Annotated in this window: 10 protein-coding genes; 4 read left to right on the top strand and 6 right to left on the bottom strand. The window is 69.7% G+C overall.

All coding sequences use genetic code 11. From position 1 onward, the window contains the following. Positions 1-88: 88 nt before the first annotated feature. Both GTY96_RS26140 and GTY96_RS26135 read left to right on the top strand, forming a co-directional pair. Positions 89-1,777 (top strand): hypothetical protein, encoded by a 1,689-nt coding sequence (locus tag GTY96_RS26140; protein WP_161666159.1) that lies wholly within the window; start codon positions 89-91, stop codon positions 1,775-1,777. A 98-nt stretch (positions 1,778-1,875) separates the two neighbouring features. Continuing rightward, positions 1,876-2,856, top strand: a complete 981-nt coding sequence (locus GTY96_RS26135; protein ID WP_161666158.1) for a DNA alkylation repair protein — start codon at positions 1,876-1,878, stop codon at positions 2,854-2,856. Between the two features lie 56 nt (positions 2,857-2,912). Here the strand turns inward: GTY96_RS26135 and GTY96_RS26130 are convergent, their stop codons facing one another. The 3 genes from GTY96_RS26130 to GTY96_RS26120 all read right to left on the bottom strand — a co-directional run bounded on the left by GTY96_RS26130 (position 2,913) and on the right by GTY96_RS26120 (position 11,269). Then, positions 2,913-4,229 carry a hypothetical protein gene (locus GTY96_RS26130; RefSeq protein WP_268903978.1) on the bottom strand — a complete coding sequence of 439 codons (1,317 nt, stop codon included), beginning with the start codon at positions 4,227-4,229 and terminating at the stop codon, positions 2,913-2,915. Positions 4,230-4,340: 111 nt separating this feature from the next. Continuing rightward, positions 4,341-9,101, bottom strand: coding sequence for a translocation/assembly module TamB domain-containing protein (locus GTY96_RS26125; protein ID WP_161666157.1), 4,761 nt, complete (start codon positions 9,099-9,101; stop codon positions 4,341-4,343). Beyond that, entirely contained in the window at positions 9,098-11,269 is a 2,172-nt protein-coding gene (locus GTY96_RS26120) for a BamA/OMP85 family outer membrane protein (protein WP_255442239.1), read from the bottom strand. The genes GTY96_RS26125 and GTY96_RS26120 overlap by 4 nt, the downstream gene beginning before the upstream one ends. 165 nt (positions 11,270-11,434) lie before the next feature. Between GTY96_RS26120 and GTY96_RS26115 the strand changes: the two genes are divergently transcribed. Beyond that, entirely contained in the window at positions 11,435-11,737 is a 303-nt protein-coding gene (locus GTY96_RS26115; RefSeq protein WP_143902484.1) for a hypothetical protein, read from the top strand. Positions 11,738-11,798: 61 nt separating this feature from the next. Here the strand turns inward: GTY96_RS26115 and GTY96_RS26110 are convergent, their stop codons facing one another. Further along, a complete protein-coding gene (locus GTY96_RS26110; protein WP_161666156.1) occupies positions 11,799-13,352 on the bottom strand; it encodes a 4-alpha-glucanotransferase in 1,554 nt (517 codons plus the stop codon). A 660-nt stretch (positions 13,353-14,012) separates the two neighbouring features. Here GTY96_RS26110 and GTY96_RS26105 point away from each other — a divergent pair. Beyond that, positions 14,013-14,558, top strand: a complete 546-nt coding sequence (locus tag GTY96_RS26105) for an FmdB family zinc ribbon protein (RefSeq protein ID WP_161666155.1) — start codon at positions 14,013-14,015, stop codon at positions 14,556-14,558. 511 nt (positions 14,559-15,069) lie between these two features. Here GTY96_RS26105 and GTY96_RS26100 read toward each other — a convergent pair. Next, a complete protein-coding gene (locus GTY96_RS26100; protein ID WP_161666154.1) occupies positions 15,070-15,540 on the bottom strand; it encodes an NUDIX hydrolase in 471 nt (156 codons plus the stop codon). Beyond that, a partial coding sequence (locus tag GTY96_RS26095; RefSeq protein ID WP_161666153.1) for a DUF2380 domain-containing protein occupies positions 15,537-16,420 on the bottom strand: 884 nt, incomplete at its 5' end. The genes GTY96_RS26100 and GTY96_RS26095, both read right to left, overlap by 4 nt.

Below are 16,420 nucleotides of genomic sequence, written 5' to 3'. Positions count from 1 at the left end.
GGTCTCGGCATCGCGGAGCCGGGGCCGCGCGCCAGGGCCCGGCGTCGGACGGGCTGCTGAGCCCTGAACCCCGAGGCGCTTTCGCGGTATGACGGCTCCGATGACGGAGTCGCGGGCCGTGCGGTGGGGCCTTGGCGTCGTCCTGGGCGTGCTCGCGCTCCAGGCCGTGCGCCTCTCACTGCACAAGGCATTCAGCATCGACGAGTTCCAGTACGCCCACTCCGCGTGGCTCATGGCCCACGGACAGGTGCCGTACCGAGACTTCTTCGAGGTGCACTTTCCGCTCGTGTACCAACTCCTGGCCCCGCTGTTCCGGCTGCTCGGGGATGATCCGCGCAACGTGCTCGCCCTTCGCGCGGCGATGCTCGTGCCGCTCGCGGGCGCTGGCGTCTCCGTGTTCCTCCTCAACCGGCGCGAAGGACGCATCGCCGCGCTCCTGGCCCCGCTGCTGCTGCTGAGCACCCCCGCGTTCCTTCACTTCGCCACCGAGGTGCGCCCGGATGCCCTCACCGCCGCGCTCTTCCTGGGCGCCCTCGCCGCGCTGACCGTGCGCTCCGCACCCTCGTCCTTCTTCGCGGGTGCGCTGCTCATCGCCTCCGCATGGGGTTCGCAGAAAGCGCTCTTCTTCGGCGGACTCGTGGGCGCGGTGCTCGTGGGCGACCTGCTCCTGCGCCGGGGCCGTCCTCCCGCGCTCATCGCCGCGCCGCGCGCCTTCGTCCTTGGTCTCCTCACCGCTTCGGGGGCCGTGGCCGCGTACCTCACGGTGACGGACTCCTGGAGCGCATGGTGGCACTGGTGCTTCGTCTGGGCCTCCGAGCACCAGCGCCACTACCCGGGCTTCTCCTGGCGTGAGTACCTGTTACCCATCCTGGGAGAACAGCCTGCGTTCTTCCTCCTCGCGACTGTCGGCTTCATCGCCACCTCGCTGTCTCAATGGAGGGATGCCCGCACGCAGGACCTGCTCCTCGTCGTGGCCGTGCCCGCGACATTCGGTGCCTACGCGCTTCAGCGCGCACCGTTCCCCTACAGCCTGCTGCCCTTCCTTGGCGTGCTCTCGCCCTTCGCCGCGCGCGGCGCCGTCGCGGTGCTCGCATGGCTGCGCACTCCGCTCATCCGCGCCGTGGGGCTCGTGGGATTGGGAGGGCTGTTCGCGGTGCAGGCCGCGCACGTCGAGGCGCTGATGGATGGCGGCGGCAACGCGCGGCAACGTGAGGTGCTCGCTCGCATCGCCACGCTCACGGGGCCGCGGGACGTCGTCTACGACAACTCGGGCGGCTTCGTGAGCAGGCCGCACGCGCACTTCTACTTCTACACGGATGCGTATCTGCGCGGCTCGCTCGTGGACCTGCTGTCCGACGACATGCCGCGTGCGCTCGTGGAGCAGGGCTGCGTGGCGCGCGTGGACGACCTGCGCACCTCTGGCCTGCCGCCCGCGTTGCGACGCTTCCTGGACGCGCACTACCAGCCCTACGACGGCGATCTCTTCCTCTGGGGCCAGCGCTATCGCGTGCCCGTCGACGCAGGCGTGCTGGAGGACCACTTCCTCGCGGTGCGCGCGGATCGCTATTTCCTCCAGCCCGCGAGCGCGCTCGACACCGGCGCGCTGTTCATCGACGGTGCGCGGATCTCCACGCCGGAGTTCACCCTGACCCGGGGCGAGCACACCCTCCGCTACGAAGGGCGTGCGCAAGCCTTCCAGCTCCTGTGGCTGCCCCGGGATGGGCGGCGATGGACGCCGCGCCCCGGAGCGCCGCCGACCTACTCGCGCCTGTTCTGAGAAGGCCTCGCGAGGCAAGGGACGTGGGGGGCGAGCCACTGGGAGCGGCTGTTGGCGCCTGCCCGAGGGGCCCCGGGCCGTGCCAGACTCCGCGCGCGATGACCCTCAAAGAGACGATGGCGGAGCTGGAGCGGCTGGGCTCTCCCCAGACGCGGAAGACCTTCTTGCGGCACGGTGCTCCCGAGCCGCTGTCCGGAGTGAACTTCGGCCCGCTGACGGCGCTGAAGAAGCGCATCGGCACGGACTCCGTGCTGGCCCGTGCCCTGTGGGCGACGGGGCATGCGGAGGCGCGGCTGCTGGCGACGATGGTGGTGGACGCGCCCGCGTTGTCCTGGGCGGAGCTGGACACCTGGGCGAAGCAGCTTGATTGGTACGCGTTGACGGACGTCTTCGTGACGAACGTGGTGCTGTCCTCACCGCATGCGGTGAAGGCCCTCGAGTGGACGCGCTCCCCGGCTGAATGGCTGGGGCGCGCGGGTTGGCAGACGCTGTCGTCGCTGCTGGCGAAGACACAGTTGCTCGAAGCAGAGGACCTGCGGCCCTGGGTGAAGCGCATCGAGCAGGAACTGCCGACCGCGAAGAACCGTGTCCGCGATGCGATGAACCGTGCGCTCATCAACCTGGGGGGCACCGGGGGCGCACTCCAGGGCGCGGCGCTCGCGACGGCGAAGCGGCTGGGCCGGGTGGACGTGGATCACGGCGACACCGCCTGCGAGACGCCGGATGCCACGCAAGCCATCCACAAGCTCCAGGCCCGGAAGGAAGCCCAGGCCGCGCGGAAGCCAGCCCGGGCGCAGAATCCGGCCCGGAAGGAGGCCAGTGCTGCGCGGACGCCGGCCCGGAAGCAAGGTCAGGCCGCGCAGAAGCCGGCCCGGAAAGAAGCCCGTGTCGCGAAGAAGCCCGCCCGGAAGGCTCCGGTCTCCGTCGCGACGAAGCGCACGACAGGCGCCACGGAGAAGCCGTCACGCAAGGCGCCTGTCGCGACGAAGCGCAAGACAAGCACCGAGGGGAAACCGTCACGCAAGGCGACGACCGCGAAGAGGCCCGCGGCACCCAGGCGAGCGCGGGCGCGCGCGTAGGACCGGAGTCCACCGCGCCCGGCCACATCGCCGGGCGCGTGGCACCGCTCACCTGCTCAGGGCTTCACGCACGCGGCCTGGCCGCCCGCGTCCTTGTAGGCCTTCACGCGCTTGAGGAGGTTGCCGCCGTCCGACTCCGGCGTGGTCTGCTCGTAGTTGCCCGCGCCGAAGAGCATGCCCACGCCGCCCGCCGCGGCCACCTCACCCGGGTGGGTGAGGAAGTAGTCCACGCGGTTGTCGCGCCACTGCTTGTCGCGGTTGGGCAGGCTCATGTTGCCCAGCGGGAGCTGCCACCACAGGTGCGGCTTGTTCAGCCGCGCGGAGACGGCCTTCGCCCAGGTGAACGCCTGCTGGAAGTGCGGCAGCTTGCGGTTCTCCGGGTCCCACCACGTCGCCTTGTCCTGCGTCTCCTGGTACCAGCCCGCGTCGCGGTCCGACGCCTCCACCGTGACGAAGTCGGTGTCCCCGGCGCCCACGGACAGCAGGAAGTCCGCGACCTTGTTCGCCTCCCCCGCCACGTTGAACGACGCGTCCGTGTTCGCCGACACGTCCGTCTTCGTCGCCCACGCGCTCGCGTGCAGGCCCACCTTCGCGTTGGGCGCGTACTTGCGCGCCATGGCGATCATGCACTTGCCCAGGCCCGCGGCGTTGTTCTCCTGGCCACCGCAGTCGGTGGGGTTCGCCGCCTTCACCGCCACCGCCGTGGACTGGGCCTTGCCATCGGCCGGGAAGAACTGGAGGTAGGCCCACATGTCGGGCTCGATCTGCAGCAGCACCTTCTCCTGGCCCACCTGCTTGAGCAGGAACCGCCAGTCCGCCAGGTAGCGCTCCAGGAACTTCGCGTCGTTCAGCGCCGCCAGCTGCTGCCGGCCTTCGCTGTAGCCGCTCGCCTGGAACTCCTCGTAGTAGGTGATGAACGGCAGCTGTCCCTGGGCCTTCGTCGCGGCGATGAAGTCCCGCACGTAGGCGCCAGGCGGCTCCTGGTCGTACTGCCAGCAGCCCCACCACCCGCAGCCCGGCCCACTGTTGGAGCACGACGTGCCGCCGGAGGTGCACCCGGACGCGCACGAATTGCACGCGTCCTTCGAATCGAACAGGCCCGCCGCGATGTACAGGTAGCGCACGTCGAAGGGCGCCTTCGCCGCGGTGGCGTCCTCCATCTGCGCGCCCACCAGCAGCTTGCTCTTGCCCAACGAGTCCAGGAACTTCGCGCCCAGGCAGTCCGTGCCATCGCCCGGCGTCACCCCAGGCCCATCCGTCCCGGGTCCGGGCTCATCGCCCGGCGAACTCGAATCCGAGCAGCCCGCCACCGCCAGCAGGCCCACGGCCAGCAACGACCAACACTTCCGACGAATCAGCGCAGGGGTCCCCATGTCCGAAACTCTACCCCGCCCCCACGCCCCCATGTCCCTCGCACCTGGGGGTCGATTCGCTGCTCCCATGCGGTTCTTGAGTCAGGCCGGCCCCACCCGTGCGCGCGGCCTTCAGTATTCCTTGGTCCAGATGAGGTCCAGACCGCCGGAGCGCGCGTCGCCGTACATGCCTTCCAGGCTCCAGCGCGGGCTGAACAGGTACTGGAAGCGCACGGCGTTGGCGTTCTCCCCCTTCTGGAGGTTGGCGCCCACGCGGCCGGTGTAGCCCACGTAGATCTTGTCCGTCACGTACGTGCCCACCTCCAGCTTGGTGCCGGCGATGCCGCTGTCGCCCGCTTCGATGGAGAGCACGTCCAAGGGCAGCTTCGCGGCGATGGCCTTGCGCGCCTCGTTGGCGACATACGAGCCCACCACCGACGCGGCCTGCGCGCCCGCGTTCACCGACGCGCCGGAGCCGCGCTCCAGCGTGCGCCGGCCGGTGGCGAGCAGCGTGTAGATTTCCGACTCCGGCAGGGCCGGGTCGCTGCTCGTCTTGAGGGTGATGTCCTTCCCCTGGCCGCGCACGGTGACGTAGACGGTCACGGCCGCGTTTTCGTTGCGGTACTCCGCCGTGACGTTGATGTACGGCGTGAGGACCGGGCCGGTGAAGCGCACCTGGCTGTCGCGCTGCACGTCGAAGCGGCGCCCCAGCACGTCCACGCGGCCCAGGAGGACCATCACCTCGCCGAACATGCGCGCCTCGTTGGCGTACTCGACGCGGAAGCCCTCGGACAGGCCCAACTGGATGTTGAGGTCCGAGCCTCGCACCCACAGGTTGCGGGGCGCGTTGATGTTCACCCAGAACTGGCGCTGGGGCGCTTCCTCCTCCTCTTCCTCGCTGTTCTCCAGGTCGGCCAGCCGTGGCTCGGCCTGCGGCGGTTCGTACTGCGACGGGGGATTGCCCGCGCCGCCGCTGGTGGCGGGCGTGCCCGGGTTTCCAGGCGTGCCGGGCGCGTCCGGGGCGTTGCGCGGGTTCGCCGCCTTCTGCTCCGCCTCCACCTGCGCGGGCGTCGGCTGCTTCCGCTTGCGTTTGTCCACGGGCACGCCGTTGCGCACCATCACCACGTCGGCGGGGCGCTCCAGCGGCTGCAGGTCCTTGCGCTTGGCCTCCGGCAGCTCGACGTGCGCCTCCGGGATGGAGAGGTCGCTGATGTTCACCAGCCGGTCGGTGAGGCTGCCCTTCATCGACAGGTTCAACGACAGGAGGGCCAGCAGCTGGTCCTCCACCACGATGGGCAGGTTCTTGGTGTTGCCCTTGCCCTCCAGCATGAACTCGCCGTTCTTGCCCTGGCGGTTCGCCGTGGCCGTCAGCTCCAGGGTGCCGTTGCCCGACTTCGCGGTGAGCTGCTTGAGCTCGATGCGCTCCTGCGACGCGTTCAGCGCGAGCTGGATGGCGTTGTACTCGCCAAAGCCCATCAACCCCAGCCGGCCGTCCTTCCAGCCCAGGCTGCCCTTGAAGGTGGGCGCGCCCACGGTGCCGCCCAGGTTCGCGTCCGCCTGGATGAACCCGCCCAGCGTGCGCACGTAGGGGGAGATGCCGGAGAGGAACGTCGGGTCGAAGCGGCGCGCGCGCAGCGACAGCTCCACCGGCGCCCGGTCCAGCTTCTTCGCGGGCCCCTGCTCGGACTGGAGCGCGGGCAGGGACAGGTCCAACTCCATGGTGCCGCCCAGCACCAGCGACCCGCCGCCGGGCGCGGTGAGCATCGCGTCGATGAGGGACTTCGCCTCTGAATACGAGTAGTGCAGCCGCGCCTGCCCCAGCGCCGTCTGCGCGACGCCCAGGCCCTGCAGGCCCGCGTTCAGCTCCACCTCGGGGGCCTCGGGGGTGCCGCGCGCGACCAGCTCCATGGACAGCACGCCCTGCGGCCCTCGGTTGCCGTGGCCCTGCTGGGGCACCAGTCCGGGAATCTCATCCAGGGGCACGGGCCCCACGCGGCCCTTCAGGCGGAAGGGCACGCGGCCCGCCACCTCGCGGTCCTGGAGCGACCCCAGCGGCGCCAGCACGCGCGCCTCCAGCGTCGCCAGCGGTCCGTTGGGGCGCTGCACGTCCAGCGTCAGCTTCACATCGTCGTCGCCCGCCAGCACCAGCGCGGAGCCGTTGAGCGGCGGCAGGCCATTGGCCGTGACCGCGCGACCCTGGAGCTCCACCCGGCCCACCGGCGCGAGCGCGGTGCCCGTCACGTCCGCCTTCAGCGTCACCATGCCGTCCGGCTTGTCCACGCCCTCCATGCCCTGGAGCAGCCTGAGCGGCAGCTCCGCCACCAGCACCTCCAGGCGCAGCGGGGTCTCCAGGGCCCGCGCGGGCGTGGGCGGCTTCGCGATGAGGCCGCTCAGCGTGAAGGGCGTCTTCAGCACGACATACGCCTGCGGCGCGAGGCCCTTCACGTCCAGCCGGGCGCCCAGCGTCGCGTCGTTTTCGTCGGAGTTCGCGTTCAGTTCGAAGCCCAGCGTCTGCGCGAAGAGGTCCTCCGGCCGGCCCGGGTAGCGCAGCCCGTCGCCCACCACCTTCATGCCCAGGCGAGGGTCCTTCGCGGAGCCGGTCACCGTCAGCCTGCCGGCGATCTGCCCGGACGGCCCGGGCGGCTGGCCCGCGAGCTTCAGCGCCTCCGCCACGTCCAGCTTCTCCAGGTTCACGGTCAGGGACAGGGGCTCGTTGCGCCGCCGCAGCACGCCCTGCACCGGCACGTCGAACTGGGAGGACACGTGCCCCGCGCTCAGGCTCGCGGCCAGCGTGCCGGTGGCGCGGTCCTTCGAGTATTGGGCCTTGAGCTGGAGCCCCAGGCCCGTATAGCCGCGCGCCCGGCCATCCACCCAGGCGAGGTCCACGTCCGCGTCCGGCCTCGTCAGGCGCCCCTTCGCCGCGACGTGGCCGGACAGCATGCCGCCCAGCCCCAGCGACTCCGGCACCGCGAGGCGTGGCAGCTTCGACAAGTCAAAGGCGCCCAGGTCGATGCGCGCGTCCACGCGCTCGCCGTCCTTCACCGCCGCCACCTTCAGCGTCTGCGACTCCGAAACGAGCGACAGCGGCGGCGCCAGCGCGATGCGTCCTCCGCCGAAGGCGAGGTGCGTGGGCTGCTGGAGCGTCCAGGTGGCCTCCGGCCACGACAGCGAGAAGGTGCGCATCGCGAGCCCTTCGTTGTCCGCGTCCACCGTGCCCTCCACGCCCACCGCGAGCTTCGCGTCGCCGTCCACGCGCACGCTCGCCTTCAGCTCGCGGTTCGCGCTGGTGGTGAGCGCCGCGGACAGGTCGCGGAAGGTGCGGCCCCCGGTCTTCAATTCACTCACCAGCACGGTGGCGTCGGTGGTGAGCGGGCGGGTGACGTCCCGCACGTTCGCCTTGAGCGACAGGTCCTTGATGGCGATGTCGCCGTAGTTCAGCGCCACGAAGTTGCCGTCCGCCTTCACGCCCGGCGAGCGCGGAGGCCCCTGGACCTGGAACTCCAGCGAGCCGCTGCCGGACATGGGCGGCACGGTGCCCCCAGGCAGCAGCTTGTCCAGCGCCTGGGACAACAGCTTCAGGTCGCCCGCGGACAGGCTGCCGCGCGCCTCCAGGGACTTCGCGGTGCCCTGACCCGAGGCGATGAGCGCCGCGCCCGGCATCAGCACCCGCAGGTTGCCCACCTGGTAGTGGCCGTCCTTCGCGGTCGCCTTGAGCTCGATGGGCCCCACCGACTGGCCCCGGTACTCCGAAGGGGACACCGTGAGGGCCACGTCGCCCTCCAGCGTCTCCACGCTGTCGCCGCCGCCGTGCGCGGTGAGGTCCGCGGCGATGCGGGTGGGGATGCCGTCCTCCATCAGCTCCGCCAGGTTCACCCCGCGCGCCTTCACGGTGGCTTCCGTCGTGCGGAGCGTCTTGAGGTTCACGTCGCCCGTCAGGTCCAGCGTGGCCTTGCCCGCGGACGCGCCCAGCTTCGCGCGCGCGACGTCTCCGTCCAGGGACGCGGTGCCCGTCGCCTCGACGGGCACCACCAGCGGGTACGCGGGCACGAAGGCCTTCACCGGTCCGGGCGGCACCACCAGCTTGCGCAGCTCCACGGACGCGGCCTTCTCTCCGGTCTGCTTCGCGCCCAGGTCCGCCTCCACGCCCGCCAGGCCCAGCCGCGCCTCCACCTGTCGCGCGACGTCCTTGCCCTGGCCCTTGAGGGCAAGCGACACCGGGCCCGTGAGCGGACGGGTGAGGCCGCCCGTGGCCTGCAGGTCCGCGGCGAAGTCCATGTCCGCCAGCGCGCAGTGGCCCGCTCCCTTCGCGCCCAGCTCCTCCAGGCGCACCTGCCGCTCGCCGCCGTCGGGCAGCTCCTGTCGGAAGTCCACGAAGCCGTGGCTCAGCTCGAAGTCCTTCAGGAGGATGCGCAGGGCGCTCTGGCTCTGGGTGGGGGGCTCCTCCGGCTTGGGCTCGCGGGGCTCCAGCGCGCGCATCAGGTTGAGGCCCCGCTCGTCCTGGACCAGATACAGGCGCGGCGTCTCGATGCGCACCTTGGTCAGGTCCACCCGCTGGCTCAGGAGCGGCGACAGGTTCAGCCGCGCCTCCACGCGGGCCACCTCCGCCACGAGCTCGCCCTCCGGGGTGTAGAGCTTCACGCCGGTGAGGACCGCGCCGTCCAGGTCCAGGTCGAACCCGCCCAGCTCCAGCCGGCCGGCGAGCTGCTTGTTCACCTGGTCGACGCCAAGGCGGGCGATGCGGGCCGAACCCCCGGCACTGGTGGCGAACACCAGCGCGCCCACCCCCAGGAGCACGATGAGGCCCAGCAGGCCGAGCAGCCCCCACAGCAGCCGCCGTCCCCAGCGCGGGCGCCGGTGGGGCGGGGCGGGTGCGGGGGTCGTGGGCTCGCTCAAAACGCCTCTCCGATGGAGATATGGATCGCGCACAGCCCTTCGGGGGCACCCGCGAATGCGTCCCTGGCGGAGGTCGAGGTCTTGTCGAACTTGCGTCCGAAGCCCAGGCAGCCACCCGAGGACGGATAGATGTATGCGGGGTCGGTGACGGGCAATCCCTGGCCGATGTTCAACCGACGGGCGATGTCCAGTCGGATGGGGCCCACCACCGTGAGGTAGCGCAGGCCGGCGCCCACCGCGTGGTAGTGCTCGGGACCGAACACCTTGGGGGCGTTCTTGCCCACCAGGTTCTCCGTGCCCACGAGGCCGGAGTCGTAGAAGACGGCCAGCATCAGGCTCTGCGTGACCAGGAAGCGCAGCTCCACGGCGCTCTCGAAGAGGCTGTTGCCGCCCACGGGCACCGTGTCCCACGACTCCAGGATGGGGTTGCCGTTCATGTCCAGCAGCACGTTGCCGTCGCCGTCCTTCTTGTAGGTGGGGGCGAGCGGCGTCATGGGCGACAGGCGCTGGCCGTTGAAGCCGCGCATGGCGGCGGCGCCGCCGGAGAAGAAGCGGGTGACGATGGAGCTCTGGCCGCCGCCCGCCGGATCCAACGTGCCCAGGCGCAGCTTCACCGCGAGCGTCACGTTCTTCTTCTCGCCGAGGGAGTAGTAGTAGCGCAGGTCCGGCAGCAGCCGGACGTAGGTGTAGTTGCCGAAGAAGGGACCGCCGCCCTTCTGGATGGAGAACCCCAGGTAGTAGCCGGCGCGCGGCTCGGTGCGGTCATCCCGCCGGTCCCAGGCGAACGCCACCTCCAGGAAGCTCAGCGCGACGTCGCATTTCCCGTTCGGGTTGGTGCAGCCCAGGATGATGGGCGGGACGCTCTCATCCGCGGTCACCTGCCCCTTCAGCCGGTACAGCTGGAGGTTGTACGAGGGGAAGACGGAGAAGGACGGGTGGGGCTGCCAGATGACGCCGGCCTTCAGGTAGCCGCCGTAGAACGAGTACGCCTGCTGGAGGCCCTTCTCCCCCGTGACGGAGGCCTGGAGGCTCAGGTCGCGGAAGAGGAAGCGCGGCTGTTCGAACTCCGTCGTGAGCGTGAACACCGGGCCGCTCTGGGAACCCTCCTCCGAGCGGAGGCTGGACAGCACGCTGGGGATGAACGCGTAGCCCACGCGGCCCCGCAGCGTGAGCCGGCGCAGGCCGCCGCGGAAGTTGCGGTTGGTCCACTCCCCCAGGAGCCGGCCCTCCTGCCGCGCGGCGTCCACGCCGATACCGCCGCCCAGCCGCACGGAGTGGAAGGGCGACTCGCGCACGTCCACCACCACCGGCACCGTGGCGTTCTGCCGGTCCGGCGCGCCCCGGTTCACCTTCACCGCGCCGAAGACGCCCATGCGGAAGACGCGCGCCTGGGCCTCCGCCAGCGCCGCCTCGCTGAAGTAGGCCCCCTTGTGCACGGCGCCCTGCGCCTGCTCGATGATGCGGCGGGGGGGCACCTGGGGGTTGGCGTCCGTGGCGATGAAGATGTTGCCGAAGCGGTAGCGCAGGCCGGGGGTGATTCGCAGGTCCACCACGGCCTTCTGCGTGGCCTCGTCCACGCGCACCTCGCCGCCGACCTCCGCCTCCGCGTACCCCAGGTTCTTGAGCCGCTGGAGCACCAGCTCCTTGGTGGCCTCCCACGTGTCCTCGCGGAACACGTCCCCGACCTTCACCGGCAGCTCCTCCAGGATGCGCTCCCGCTCGCGCCGCGACGGCAGGTCCTTGCCCTTCTCCAGCGACTCCAGGCCGTGCGGCTCGATGGCGTTGATGACGGTGGGGGCGCCCTCGTTGACCACCACCCGCAGGCGCACGGCCTCGTCGCCGTCGGGGGTCACCTCGTTGGATTCCACCTGCGCCTGGTAGTAGCCCTCCGCCTGGTAGAACCGCTCGATGCGGCGCAGGTCCGCCTGCCACGCGTTGCTGTCGAAGAAGTGCGCCTTGCCGAAGGGCCAGAACGCGTACCAGGGCGTGGAGGAGGTGAGGATGCGGTCCTTGATGTCCCCTTCCTTCACCTGTTTCGTCCCCTCGATGTCCAGGGACCTCACCTTCGGTCCGTTGGTCGGATTGGGGGCGGTGGCGCATGCCGTCAACACCACGGCCAGCGCGAGGGGCACGGCGGAGCGGAATCGGAGGAGTCGGACGTCGGCCACGTCACGTTTCTTACCGGATGGCCAGCCCCGACGCGTTTCCCAATGTTTCTTTGTGGGGCGAGTGTCGCATTCCGCGACCTCGGGGGCGGGGTCAGTGTCAGCCAACCTTCGAGCGCCGCCGTGGCGCGTGCAACCGGACCCGGGGTGCGTCAGATTCGGGGACCTATGGTCCGGCGAATCGCGATGCTGCTGTCGGCCACGCTGGTGCTCGCCACCGGCTGCGGCGTGAATGAGGACGAGGTCGTCATGCTCAAGGAGGGCGAGAGCCTCGCGGACACGCCCTACTGCGGCTCGCTCGGGTGCGCGGATCCCTTCCGCTTCTGCGCGGAGCTGTTCCTGGACTTCGGCCGCTCGCCCCCGCTGTGCGTCGTGGAGGACATCTGCGACCGGCTGGATTGCGCCAAGGCCAACCGCCGCTGCGCGGTGTTCGACGGCTTCCCCGGTCAGGTGAAGTGCGTCAAGGACTGACGCCGCGGGGCTGACTCCCGGGGCGGCCGTCGTCCGGCGGCCCCGGGGTGGGAGCGTCACCCTAGCGGCGGGACGAGGCGGTGAGCCACGCGAGGCGCTCCGCGGCGTCCTTCGTCTGCGCTTGCGTGAGCAGCGCGTCCGTGTCCTGCGCGATGCGGTAGGCCCAGTTGGCGTCGCCCATGGTGCCGGGCAGGTTGATGCGGTCGCGCGTGCCCAGCACGTCCTGCCACGGCAGCACGCACAGGTCCGAGCCCGCGTTGAGCGCGGCGGCGAGCGTGGCGCGGTGGATGTCCGGAGTGAAGTCTCGCGTCACGGCCACGCCCTGGAACTCCGGCCACGCGCGGGCGGCGTTCTGGCGCTCGTCTTCACGCGCCTGCTCCCACCACTCGGCCTGCGGCTCCGTGTCGTGCGTGCCGGTGGTGACCAGCGACACGGCGGGGAACGCGTGCGGGTCGCGGTAGTGGTTGTCGTCGCGCTCCCAGCGCAGCACCCGGTAGCCGGGCAGCCGCAGGTCCGCGAGGATCTGCCGCACGAAGGGGGGAATGACGCCCAGGTCCTCGGCGACGATGCCCGCGCCCTCCGACAGCAGGCGGAAGTGCTTCTCGCCCTGGCGGCGCCAGGTGGCCTCGTCCGACGGGACGAAGTAGCCGGTGGGGTTCTTCTCGTCGCGGATCCACTGGCGGAAGTAGCCCACCGCGTGGTCCACGCGGCGCAGGTCGTAGTAGCTGGCCGCCTTGGCCGCGCGCTTCTTCAGCCACGCGTAGCCGTCATTCTCCATCGCGGCGAAGTCGAAGTAGGGCAGGCCCCAGTCCTGGCCCGTGGCGGAGAAGTCGTCCGGCGGCACGCCCAGGCGCGCGTCGCGGCGCAGGATGTCCGGGTGGGCCCAGCAGTCGGAGCTGTCCTGTCCGATGATGAAGGGCTCGTCGCCGCACAGGAGCACGTCCTTCGCCTTCGCCTGGGCGCGGACCTGGTTCCACTGGGCTTCGGCCAGCCACTGGAGCCAGGCGTGGTAGCGCACGCGGCGCTCCAGGCCCTGCTGCTGGATGGCGACCAGCGCCTCCGGCTGGCGGGTGCGCAGGCCCTCCGGCCACTCCCACCAGGGACGGCGGTCCTCCTTCTCGCTGATGGCGGTGAAGAGGGCGTAGCTCTCCAGCCACTCGCCCTGCGACTCACGCCACTTCTGGAACTCCTGGGCGCGCGGCGTGCGCGGCGTCCACTCGTGCTTCTCGAAGTGGTCGAAGGCGCGCGCGAACGCGGCGTCCTTCAGCGGGAACACCAGGTCGTAGCGCACGCGCGGCGCGGCGCGGGCCTCACCCAGTTGATGACGTTGCGCCTCGCTGAGCGCGGCCTCGCCGCCGGTGGCCTGGAACTCCGGCACCTGGGCCAGGTCGATGAAGAGCGGGTTCAGTCCGAACGCGGAGCGCGTGGCGTAGGGGCTGGGGTCGCCGGGCGCGGTGGGGAGCAGGGGCAGCACCATCAACAGGCGCTGACGCGCGGCCTTCATCCACGAGAACAAACCGTCCATGGCGCCAAAGTCGCCAATGCCGAAGTCCGTCCGGGAACGCAGGGAGAAGAGGGGAAGCAGGAGACCGGACAGTCGGCCGGGAGTGGACATGCGGCGCAATCTGCCCCAGCCCCGAGCCGGTGTGAACTGCTGTCGCGACGCGGTGCGCATCTGCCTGCCTGCCGGGTCCGGGAGGTTGGCTGTTGGATGCCAGCGCGTCGCGAAGTGAACAGGGGTGGACGGCCCCCCACCCGAGGCAGGAAGGACCGCGCCGTGCCAAGACTCCCCCGGACCTCGCCCTCATCGATGGGCTGCACCCCTGTCTCAACGGGGTCACGGACACGGAAGGGGTAGGGGAGGACCCGCGAGAACAGTGGGTGGTCCGCGAGGAACGGCCCGGTTCGTTCGTGGCCCTACAGGCGGGCGTGGGGCTGGGAGGGCGCCGGGGGCCTGTTCCCGAACCCACAGACTCCTACCCTGCCTTGGTCAAGCAGCTCTCCGGGGCAATCGCGTCCTGACCTTACAGCTATCGCTTGGGCCTGACGCCCCGGGCGGGAGCGTGGCAACGCATGGCGACGGCCTGGTGTTTGGGGGCACTGCCCGGGCACGGGGAGTGCGGTTCGCTTTGAAATCAATGCAGCGCCAGGTTTTGTTCCGGAGCAGAAATGAAGCTTCATTATGAGATGAGAAGCCGGAATCGACAGACTCTGGTTCAAGGCTCATTTCTGGTGAGATTGTCCATGTGCTGTTTGTGCGGATAGATTTCCTCTCATGGGTGACTCCTTTCAAATCATCGTGGATAAGGACGCGTCCGCGGACGAAGCTCCTCGTCTTGCCGCGCAGATCCGGGACTGGCTTGTCGCGCGGCGCATCATTGAGCCGGAGTTGACGGACTGCGCTCTGGGTGACTCAGGACATCGGCCGGGGCCTGGACGCACCGCTGCAGTGGATGCGCCCGACGAAGAGGCTTGGAGCTGGCGCCTTCAGGCGAACGGCCTCGAGATTGAGATGGGTCGAACGGTCTTCTTCACCATCGGAGGTGAATTGACATGTCGTGCATGCGGAGCGCGATTCGAGCCCGAGGACGGTTGGTCGGAAGCAGTTGACGACTGGTACAGTGGAAACGACGGTGCAGAGTTCGAGTGCCCGGAATGTGGGACGCCTGAGCGGCTCGTGGAGTGGAACGGCGAGTTCCCGTGGGGTTTCGGAAATCTGGGATTCAAGTTCTGGAATTGGCCCCCGCTGTCGGAGCGATTCACCCAAGAGCTGGCTGAGCAATTGGGCCACCGGACACTCCTGGTGCGTGGAAAGCTTTGAGAGGAGCTGACGATGCCTGACACGACGGGCCTGGCGCGCAGGACGCGTCGCTCAGCCGTGCGCGTCGTCGCATAGGCCGCGCCCCAGGTCGCGATGACGTTTGTCACCAGCCTCGCCACCTCGCGAAGCTGCTCGTCCTCCGTCATGCAGCGGAGGCGCTCCCAGTACGCGGGCGACGAGGCGATGAGGGCCACCTGCCATGGGCCGGGGGAGTGGATCGCAGCGGGGTCACCCAAACTGTTCGTAACCGGGTCGGCCAAGCGGATTGCGCTCCGTAGTCGGAGGGCAACGCTCCAGCCGCCCTGAAGGGAATGACTGGAAGCTAGAAAAACAAAAAACAGGGAGATAGAAACCTCAAGCAGGACGCGCAGTTACCCGCTATCTCCCTGATTTCGCTGGGATTCAACATCCCGCCTCGTCCCATGCTGTCCCCTGGTGTGCCCCCTCGAACCACGCTGGAGGGGCACATGGACGCTCCCCGGCCAGGACTCACCAGCCACGGGGCGCGTGGTCAGGCTTCATCGTCTGGTAGGAGTGTCCGGAGAAGCTCGTCGTCGGGACCAAGCGGACGCCAGCCAGCGGGCGGCGGATTGGAGAGGAGCACATCTCCAGCGCGCCTTGCCCGCTCTTCGTGTGTTTCCGGAGTGTATGCGGACCATGAACCAAGTGCCTTGGCTACCTTGAATCGGTTCGCGTCATCCAGCACGGCAGGCCAACCGTTGGGAAGGCTTTGAGACAAGAGGCGCACGAGAACGTCGCGGACAAAACGAGTGACCTGCTTGCGCTGTTCCGCCTCCGCGAGCAACCCGCTCAACACCTGCACCGCTGCAACGTCATCATTGCCAAGCTCGTCGGCCAGCGCGAACAGCGGGACAGCGGGACGCGCATCGGCGAAGGCGGTGAGCGTGTCGTAGCCGCGCGCGCGGACTCGCTCGTACAGGCGTGCCTTGATATTGCCCCGCCAAGCATCTCCGACGCTCATCGTCCTCTCCCGGGCGTGAAGTTCATCGGGATCCGATAGTCCGTCATTCGATCCGCAACGATGTCCAGGACCTCGTTCCGCGTCAACATTCGACCCGCCCGAACCTCGGCATCGCGCAGGGCCTGCATGATCAGGCGGTTCCACTCACCGGGCCACGTGCGCCCCAGCTTCCAGTTCCCTCCGCCGTGAATCGCCTCGTGGTGGGCCTGCTCCAACCGGACGCAGAACTGGTCGATGTCCATGTCGCCCTTGAAGCCGCGCTGCTCGAACCACTCGCGGTGCTCCTGCGGCAGCACATGGTGCTTCGGAGCATCCGACATGCCCGCTCCCGTCCTGCCCGTCACCTGCATGCCGCGAACCTCCGGGCTGTCCCCCAGCGCATCGCGCACGCCCTTGGGCAAGTCCTCATGCGCTTGGGCCATCAGGACCTGTCCGCCCTGAATGAGGACGGCCGCGCTGGCGGCAGGAACGGAGATGACTCCCGCCTGCACGAGCCTTCGCATCATCTCCACCCACTCGGCGGAGACGACAATCCGTGAGCCCACCATGACTCCCCCCGAACTCATCACGAGGCCGACACCGAGCGTCGCTGGGGCGGCGGGAGGGAGCCGTGGCAGCGACATCTTCAGCGTGGAGATCATGGCGACCATCTCCAACGCCTGCATCGCCGCGATAACCTGCCCGCCCAGCTTCAGGGTCTCGCGGGTCTCTCGCTGGAGCGTGTCGAACTCACGCGTCAGCTTCCCCATCAACTCGGGCATCGCGATTGTCGCCGCTTCGACCCGCTCCGGGTCCAGCGAAGAGAGGTCCGCCAGCGTGGGCTCCATCATTCCCTGCACGCGATGAAGGTCGGCGAACAGCTTCTCGACGCTACACATCG

Origin of the sequence: Corallococcus silvisoli (assembly GCF_009909145.1) — a bacterium.
In the GTDB taxonomy this organism is placed as follows: Bacteria; Myxococcota; Myxococcia; order Myxococcales; family Myxococcaceae; genus Corallococcus; species Corallococcus silvisoli.
This window is presented reverse-complemented; position numbering and strand designations above follow the sequence as displayed.

Excerpts from the sequence above, each read along its gene's own strand:
- GTY96_RS26140 (WP_161666159.1), top strand. The coding sequence starts at position 89 with ATGACGGCTCCGATGACGGAGTCGCGGGCCGTGCGGTGGGGCCTTGGC.
- GTY96_RS26135 (WP_161666158.1), top strand. The coding sequence starts at position 1,876 with ATGACCCTCAAAGAGACGATGGCGGAGCTGGAGCGGCTGGGCTCTCCC.
- GTY96_RS26130 (WP_268903978.1), bottom strand. The coding sequence starts at position 4,229 with ATGGGGACCCCTGCGCTGATTCGTCGGAAGTGTTGGTCGTTGCTGGCC.
- GTY96_RS26115 (WP_143902484.1), top strand. The coding sequence starts at position 11,435 with ATGGTCCGGCGAATCGCGATGCTGCTGTCGGCCACGCTGGTGCTCGCC.
- GTY96_RS26110 (WP_161666156.1), bottom strand. The coding sequence starts at position 13,352 with ATGTCCACTCCCGGCCGACTGTCCGGTCTCCTGCTTCCCCTCTTCTCC.
- GTY96_RS26105 (WP_161666155.1), top strand. The coding sequence starts at position 14,013 with ATGGGTGACTCCTTTCAAATCATCGTGGATAAGGACGCGTCCGCGGAC.
- GTY96_RS26100 (WP_161666154.1), bottom strand. The coding sequence starts at position 15,540 with ATGAGCGTCGGAGATGCTTGGCGGGGCAATATCAAGGCACGCCTGTAC.